This window comes from Terrabacter sp. P5_B1, assembly GCF_056400505.1.
Genome location: NZ_JBFULD010000232.1, coordinates 1 through 6,800, shown reverse-complemented (window position 1 = coordinate 6,800; position 6,800 = coordinate 1). Strand labels below are relative to the sequence as shown.

The window sequence follows — 6,800 nt, the reverse complement described above, 5'->3', positions numbered from 1 at the left end:
CTGCCCACCCTCGACGCGGCCGGTGCCGCGGCGCTGGCCAAGGACGGCCTGCTCCTCGACGCCCGGGCGCCGGAGCGCTACGCCGGCGAGACCGAGCCGATCGACCCGGTGGCCGGGCACGTGCCGGGCGCGGTCAACAGCCCGACCTCGGAATGGATCACGGCAGACGGCACGTTCCGCCGCGACCTCGCCGAGCACTGGGCGAAGGTCACGGCCGGTCGTGACGTCGCGGCGGGTGCGGTCGGCGTCTACTGCGGGTCCGGCGTCACCGCGGCCCACGAGCTGCTGGCGCTCGCCGAGCTCGGCATCGACGCCGTGCTCTACCCGGGCTCCTGGAGCGAGTGGATCCGCGACCCGTCACGCCCCGTCGCCACCGGCCCCGACCCCGGCTGACCACCCCGCCTGACAACCCCTGCTTCGGAGAGTCGGGCAACCCCGATCGGCGTTCGGCTCAGCAGCCGACGAGGCGCTGGGCGAGGTAGCCCTCGACCTGGTCGAGGGCTACGCGCTCCTGGGCCATCGTGTCGCGCTCACGGATCGTCACGGCGTGGTCCTCGAGGGTGTCGAAGTCGACCGTGATGCAGAACGGCGTGCCGATCTCGTCGTTGCGGCGGTAGCGCTTGCCGATCGCCCCGGCGTCGTCGAAGTCGATGTTCCAGTGGCGGCGCAGCTGCGTGGCGAGGTCGCGGGCCTTCGGCGAGAGGTCGGCGTTTCGTGAGAGCGGGAGCACTGCGGCCTTGACCGGGGCGAGACGCGGGTCGAGCCGGAGCACGACTCGCTTGTCGACGCCGCCCTTGGTGTTGGGCGCCTCGTCCTCGGCGTACGCGTCGACGAGGAAGGTCATGAGCGAGCGCGACAGGCCGGCTGCCGGCTCGATGACGTACGGCGTGTACTTCTCGCCCGTCGTCTGGTCGAAGAACTGCAGGTCGGTGCCGGAGTGCTTCGAGTGCGTCGACAGGTCGAAGTCCGTGCGGTTGGCGATGCCCTCGAGCTCGCCCCACTCCGACCCGGCGAACCGGAAGCGGTACTCGATGTCGACGGTGCGCGTCGAGTAGTGCGACAGCTTCTCGGGCGCGTGCTCGTAGTGGCGCAGGTTGTCGGGGTTGATGCCGAGGTCGGTGTACCAGCGGGTGCGCTCGTCGATCCAGTACTGGTGCCACTCGGCGTCATCGCCGGGCTTGACGAAGAACTCCATCTCCATCTGCTCGAACTCGCGCGTGCGGAAGATGAAGTTGCCGGGCGTGATCTCGTTGCGGAAGCTCTTGCCGGTCTGGGCGATGCCGAACGGCGGCTTCTTGCGCGAGGCCTGCATGACGTTGTTGAAGTTGACGAAGATGCCCTGGGCCGTCTCGGGGCGCAGGTAGTGCAGACCCGACTCGTCCTCGATGACGCCGAGGTAGGTCTTGAGCATCATCTGGAAGTCGCGCGGCTCGGTCCACCGGCCCTTGGTGCCGCAGTCGGGGCACACGATGTCGGTCATCGGGACCGAGTCGGGGTCGGCGATGCCCTTCTTCTCCGCGAGCGCCTCCTGCAGGTGGTCCTGGCGGCGGCGCTTGTGGCAGTTGAGGCACTCGACGAGCGGGTCGGTGAAGGTGCCGACGTGGCCCGAGGCGACCCACGTCTCGCGCGGGAGGATGATTGAGGAGTCGAGGCCGACGACGTCGTCGCGGCTCGTGACCATGGCCTTCCACCACTGCCGGCGGATGTTCTCCTTGAGCTCGACACCGAGGGGGCCGTAGTCCCAGGCCGACCGCGTGCCTCCGTAGATCTCGCCGCTCGGGAAGACGAAGCCCCTGCGCTTGCAGAGGCTGACGACGGTGTCCACGGTGGATGTCTGCTTGGCCATGCCGCACAGGTTATCGGGCCGCCGCCAGTGGTTTGGCACGCGTCCGGGGTATGCCGTCGCGTCCCCTAGGCTCGTGGCGTGGCCCTGAGCTTCCGTTCCCGTCTCGAGCACGCGTCCGTCCCCTGGGTGGAGCGGCTCAACACCGTCCCCCGCCCCGTCGCGCTCGGCGTGCTCATCGCCCTGCTGGCCGTCGGCGTCTTCGCACCGCGGCCGTGGGGCGGCATCGCCTTCCTCGTCGTGTCGGCCTTCGTCGGTTGGCTGCTCTTCCTGACGTGGCAGCGACTCACCCTGCCCGAGCGTCTCATGCGGATCGCCGTGCTGGTGCTCGCGGTCGCCGTCGCCGTGGTTCGGATCGTCCCCGCGGGCTGACCCTCGTCCGGCGACGAGAACGGTTTTGACAATCATTCTCACTTTGGGTGAGGATGAGCCCATGCCCTCCGCTCCCCCGGCCCCGCGCAGGCTCCTGCCTGCCCTCGCTGCCGCGACGGCGATCGTCGTTGCGGTCACGGCCTGCGGGTCCGGCGCGAACGGCGGCACCTCGACTCCGGAGGACGTGGTGGTCACTTCGTTCTACCCGGTCCAGTTCGCCACGCAGCAGATCACCGGCGGGGCTGTCCCGGTCTCGGTCCTCACCAAGCCAGGCGCCGAACCGCACGACCTCGAGCTCTCGCCGCAGGACATCGGCGGCATGACCAAAGCGCGTCTTGTCGTCTACGCCGACGGGTTCCAGCCGGCGGTCGACGAGGCCGTGGGGCTCGTCGACCCGGCCAAGGTCCTCGACGTCGCCGATGCGGCCCACCTGACGCTCACCCTCGACGAGGAGTCCGGGCACGCGGGCGAGACCGACGCGCAGCACGAGGACCACGGGCACTCGGGCAGCGATCCCCACTTCTGGCTCGACCCCTCGCGGTATGCCGCCGTGGCCGAGGCCATCAGTGCGCGCCTGGTGAAGGACGACCCCCGGCACGCGGCGACCTACGCGAAGAACACCGCGGCCTTCGTCGAGAAGCTGTCCGAGCTCGACGACGAGATGCGGCTCGGGCTCGAACGGTGCCGGACCAAGCAGCTCGTCACCAGCCACGCGGCCTTCGGCTACCTCGCCGCCCGCTACGGGTTCTCGCAGCACGGCATCACCGGCATCTCTCCCGAGGCCGAGCCGAGCGCATCCGCCCTCAAGGCCGTCGCCGACCTCGTGTCCTCCAACGGCGTGACGACGATCTACCAGGAGACCCTCGTGGAGCCGCACTTCGCCCAGACGGTGGCCGGGTCGACGGGAGCGAAGGTCGCGACGCTCGACCCCATCGAGGGCATCACCTCCGCGTCGGTCGGCCGGGACTACTTCGAGGTCATGCGCAGCAACCTCGTGGCGCTGCGCGACGGGCAGGGCTGCTCATGAGGACCGCGCGGCTGGTGCCCCTCGAGCCGGACGACGCGGACGCCGTCGTGACCCTCCGCGGCGCGGCGTTCGGCTACGGCGACCGGGCCGTCCTGACCGGCGTCGACCTCACGATCCGCAGCGGCGAGATCGTGGCGATCGTGGGGCCCAACGGGTCGGGCAAGTCCACCCTGATGAAGGGCGTGCTCGGTCTCAACGAGCGGGTGGCGGGCACCGTCACCCTCTTCGGGGAGGACAGCAGCGAGTTCCACGACCGGGCCCGTCTCGGCTACGTGCCCCAGCGGCATACGCTCTCGACCTCCGTCAGGGCCACGGCCGAGGAGATCGTGTCCACCGGGCGGCTGTCACGCATCGGCTGGCTCGGACGGTTGCGCGCGACCGACCGGCAGATCGTCGCCCGCTCGCTCGAGGTCGTCGGCCTCGCCGACCGGGCCGCCACCGAGGTCAGCACCCTCTCGGGCGGCCAGCAGCGCCGCGTGCTCATCGCCCGCGCCCTCGCCGGGCAGCCGGACGTGCTCATCATGGACGAGCCCACCGCCGGCGTCGACGCCGCCAACCAGCACGTCCTGGCCGACGTCCTCGCGCGGCTCGTCGAGCGCGACGTCACGATGGTGATCGTCACGCACGAGCTCGGCGCGCTCGAACGGCTGCTCACGCGCATCGTCGTCATCGACGCGGGACGGATCCGCTTCGACGGGACGCCGCGGGAGTACGCCCACGCGCGCGAGCGCGTCCACCACGACCACGACAGCCACCACCACGACATCGAGCTCGACGGGCACCGCCCGTCCCTGGGTCCCGGCCCCCTCGACGCCACCCACCCGGACGGAGGCCGACCGTGATCGACCTGCTCACCGTCGACTTCATGCAGCGGGCCCTCATCGCCGCACTGCTCGTTGGCACCGTCGCCCCGATGGTCGGGATCTTCCTCGTCCAGCGACGGCTCTCCCTCATCGGGGACGGGATGGGGCACGTGGCCCTGGCCGGTGTCGCCATCGGTCTCGTCACGGGCGCGGCGCCGGTGCTCACCGCCCTCGTCGCTGCCGTCGTCGCCGCCGTCGTCATCGAGCTGCTCCGCACCCGAGGGCGCACGAACGGTGACGTCGCCCTCGCGGTCATCTTCTACGGCGGCATCGCGGGTGGCGTCGTCATCATCAGCAAGTCGCCCGACGGCACGCCCGCCAACCTGATGAAGTATCTCTTCGGCTCCATCCTCACGACGCAGCGCAGCGATCTCTACGTCTTCGCCGGCCTCGCCGTGCTCATCGCCGTGACGACCTGGGCCCTGCGCCCGCGGCTCTTCGCCGTCGCCAACGACGAGGAGTACGCCCGCGCCGTCGGCATCCCGGTGCTGCCGCTCAACATCGTGCTCGCCGTCCTCACCGCGACCACCGTCGTGGTCGCGATGCGTGTCGTCGGGCTGCTCCTCATCAGCGCCCTCATGATCGTGCCCAACGCCGCGAGCCAGCTCTTCGCCCGGTCGTTCAGCAGCGGGCTGCGGTGGGCCATCGCCTTCGGTCTAGTCTCGTCCGTCGGCGGGGTGGCGCTCTCCTATCCCCTGGACACCCCCTCGGGCGGCACCATCGTGCTGCTCGCCGTAGGACTCTTCGTCGTGACGGCCGTCGTCACGAGCGTGGTCGCCCGAACGGGCAGCCGGCGTCACGAGGTCGCCGAGACCCATGCGCACGAGCACGGGGCGGAGTGCGGTCACCCGGCCGTGACCCACGGGGACCATGTCGACTACGTCCACGACGGGCACCTGCACGCAGCCCACGAGGGGCACTACGACGAGCACGGCGTGCACCACGACCACCCGGCACCAGGGGATGCGACGGTGCAACCCGCGGGCACGGGGCCCGACCCGACGACAGGAACGAGATCATGACGACCGGCAGCGAATCCCCTGCGACCTCACGGAAGCCCACGCGGCAGCAGGTCGCGGTCGCCGAGCTGCTCGAGAGGTCGGACGACTTCACGTCAGCACAGACCGTGCACGCCCGGCTCCGAGAGGCCGGGGCAGGCGTCGGCCTCGCCACCGTCTACCGGACGCTGCAGTCGATGGTCGAGGCCGGCACGGTCGACGTGCTGCGCACCGATGACGGGGAGGCCGTCTACCGGGCCTGCTCGACGCACCACCACCACCACCTCGTGTGCCGGGCGTGCGGGCGCACCGTCGAGGTGGAGGGCCCGGCCGTCGAGAAGTGGGCCGACAAGGTCGCGGCCGACCACGGCTTCACCGGGGTGACGCACACGTTGGAGATCTTCGGCACCTGCGCCGACTGCAGCCCGACGGACATGTGAGCACTCGACCCATCTCTCCAGTCGAGTGCCCACTTCCCCACATCGGGAAATGAGCACTCGACCCATCTCTCCAGTCGAGTGCCCACTTCCCCACGTCGGGAAATGAGCACTCGACTCGGCCCTCCGGTCGAGTGCGCACTTCCGCGCACCGCCTACGTGGTGGGGGTGTCGACGGCTCCGCCGTACCTGCGGTCGCGTGCTACGTACTCCTCGATGGCCGCCCACAGGTCGCGACGGTCGTAGTCGGGCCAGAGCTGGTTCTGGAAGACCATCTCGGCGTAGGCCGACTGCCAGAGCAGGAAGTTGCTCGTGCGCTGCTCACCCGAGCTGCGGACGAAGAGGTCGACGTCGGGCATCGTCGGCTCGTCGAGGTAGCGCTTGATCGTCTTCTCGTCGACCGACCCCGGACGGAGGCGACCGGCCTTGACGTCGTGGGCGATCCGCTGCACCGCGTCGGCGATCTCGGCGCGACCGCCGTAGTTGACGCAGAAGTAGAGGGTCAGACCGGTGTTGTGCTGCGTCAGCTCCTGCGCGATCTCCAGCTCCTTGATGACCGAACGCCACAGTCGCGGCGCCCGGCCGACCCAGCGCATCCGGACCCCCCACTCGTGGAGCTGGTCCCGCCGGCGGCGGATCACGTCGCGGTTGAAGCCCATGAGGAAGCGGACCTCCTCGGGCGACCGTCGCCAGTTCTCGGTCGAGAAGGCGTATGCCGACAGGTGCGTCACGCCGACATCGATCGCCCCGGCCACGACGTCGAGCAACGACGCCTCCCCCGCCTCGTGGCCCTTGGTCCGCGGCAGGCCTCGCGCGTTGGCCCAGCGACCGTTGCCGTCCATGACGATCGCGACGTGCTTCGGCAGCAGGTCGGCCGGAATGGTCGGCGGCGTCGCACCGGACGGATGCGGGAATGGCTTGGCGTACATGGGTCTCCGGTCGGTCGGGATCGGGTTCGCTTGCGGCTCAGGCTGTTCAGTGCGACTCAGGCACGCTCGACGAGGCGCAGCGACCGGAGCCCGCGCTCGATGTGCCACTGGAGGAAGGCGGAAACGAGGCCGTTGCCCTGACGTCGGTGCCGGTCGTCGCTCGCATCGGCGRCACCCCAGTCACCGGTCAGCAGTGACGCGAGCAGCTCGAAGGTCTCGGGGGCGGGCGCGCTCGAGCCGGGCGGACGGCATACGGAACACACGGCGCCGCCGGCCTGCACGTTGAACGCCCGGTGGGGGCCCGGCGCGCCGCACCTCGCGCAGTCGACGA

The 6,800-nt window shown here is 70.4% G+C and carries 9 protein-coding genes; 6 read left to right on the top strand and 3 right to left on the bottom strand.

Going from position 1 to position 6,800, the window contains the following annotated elements; genetic code table 11:
* Positions 1-393 (top strand): sulfurtransferase (locus AC1DP0_RS15605; RefSeq protein ID WP_478085793.1); only part of this gene is annotated, 393 nt, incomplete at its 5' end.
* 58 nt (positions 394-451) lie between these two features.
* On the opposite strand, the gene AC1DP0_RS15600 is transcribed toward AC1DP0_RS15605, so the two are convergent.
* Positions 452-1,846: a glycine--tRNA ligase gene (locus tag AC1DP0_RS15600; RefSeq protein WP_478085788.1), complete on the bottom strand. Its 1,395-nt coding sequence runs from the start codon at positions 1,844-1,846 to the stop codon at positions 452-454.
* 78 nt (positions 1,847-1,924) lie between these two features.
* Between AC1DP0_RS15600 and AC1DP0_RS15595 the strand changes: the two genes are divergently transcribed.
* The 5 genes from AC1DP0_RS15595 (at position 1,925) to AC1DP0_RS15575 (ending at position 5,543) form a co-directional block, all read left to right on the top strand.
* The gene (locus AC1DP0_RS15595; RefSeq protein ID WP_478085783.1) at positions 1,925-2,215 is read left to right on the top strand and encodes a DUF6703 family protein; all 291 of its coding nucleotides are present in this window, start codon (positions 1,925-1,927) and stop codon (positions 2,213-2,215) included.
* Positions 2,216-2,276: 61 nt separating this feature from the next.
* Positions 2,277-3,242: a metal ABC transporter substrate-binding protein gene (locus AC1DP0_RS15590; protein ID WP_478085780.1), complete on the top strand. Its 966-nt coding sequence runs from the start codon at positions 2,277-2,279 to the stop codon at positions 3,240-3,242.
* Positions 3,239-4,084, top strand: coding sequence for a metal ABC transporter ATP-binding protein (locus AC1DP0_RS15585; RefSeq protein ID WP_478085778.1), 846 nt, complete (start codon positions 3,239-3,241; stop codon positions 4,082-4,084). Before AC1DP0_RS15590 ends, AC1DP0_RS15585 begins: the two co-directional genes overlap by 4 nt.
* The gene (locus AC1DP0_RS15580; RefSeq protein ID WP_478085775.1) at positions 4,081-5,127 is read left to right on the top strand and encodes a metal ABC transporter permease; all 1,047 of its coding nucleotides are present in this window, start codon (positions 4,081-4,083) and stop codon (positions 5,125-5,127) included. Before AC1DP0_RS15585 ends, AC1DP0_RS15580 begins: the two co-directional genes overlap by 4 nt.
* Positions 5,124-5,543, top strand: coding sequence for a Fur family transcriptional regulator (locus tag AC1DP0_RS15575; RefSeq protein WP_478085773.1), 420 nt, complete (start codon positions 5,124-5,126; stop codon positions 5,541-5,543). The genes AC1DP0_RS15580 and AC1DP0_RS15575 overlap by 4 nt, the downstream gene beginning before the upstream one ends.
* 152 nt (positions 5,544-5,695) lie before the next feature.
* Here the strand turns inward: AC1DP0_RS15575 and AC1DP0_RS15570 are convergent, their stop codons facing one another.
* Together AC1DP0_RS15570 and recO are read right to left on the bottom strand one after the other, a co-directional pair.
* Positions 5,696-6,469, bottom strand: a complete 774-nt coding sequence (locus tag AC1DP0_RS15570) for an isoprenyl transferase (protein ID WP_478085771.1) — start codon at positions 6,467-6,469, stop codon at positions 5,696-5,698.
* 56 nt (positions 6,470-6,525) lie between these two features.
* Positions 6,526-6,800: DNA repair protein RecO (gene recO / locus AC1DP0_RS15565; RefSeq protein ID WP_478085769.1), on the bottom strand; the 275-nt coding region annotated here is incomplete at its 5' end.

Coding starts and splice junctions, on each gene's coding strand:
- AC1DP0_RS15600 (WP_478085788.1), bottom strand. CDS start 1,846: ATGGCCAAGCAGACATCCACCGTGGACACCGTCGTCAGCCTCTGCAAG.
- AC1DP0_RS15590 (WP_478085780.1), top strand. CDS start 2,277: ATGCCCTCCGCTCCCCCGGCCCCGCGCAGGCTCCTGCCTGCCCTCGCT.
- AC1DP0_RS15585 (WP_478085778.1), top strand. CDS start 3,239: ATGAGGACCGCGCGGCTGGTGCCCCTCGAGCCGGACGACGCGGACGCC.
- AC1DP0_RS15575 (WP_478085773.1), top strand. CDS start 5,124: ATGACGACCGGCAGCGAATCCCCTGCGACCTCACGGAAGCCCACGCGG.
- AC1DP0_RS15570 (WP_478085771.1), bottom strand. CDS start 6,469: ATGTACGCCAAGCCATTCCCGCATCCGTCCGGTGCGACGCCGCCGACC.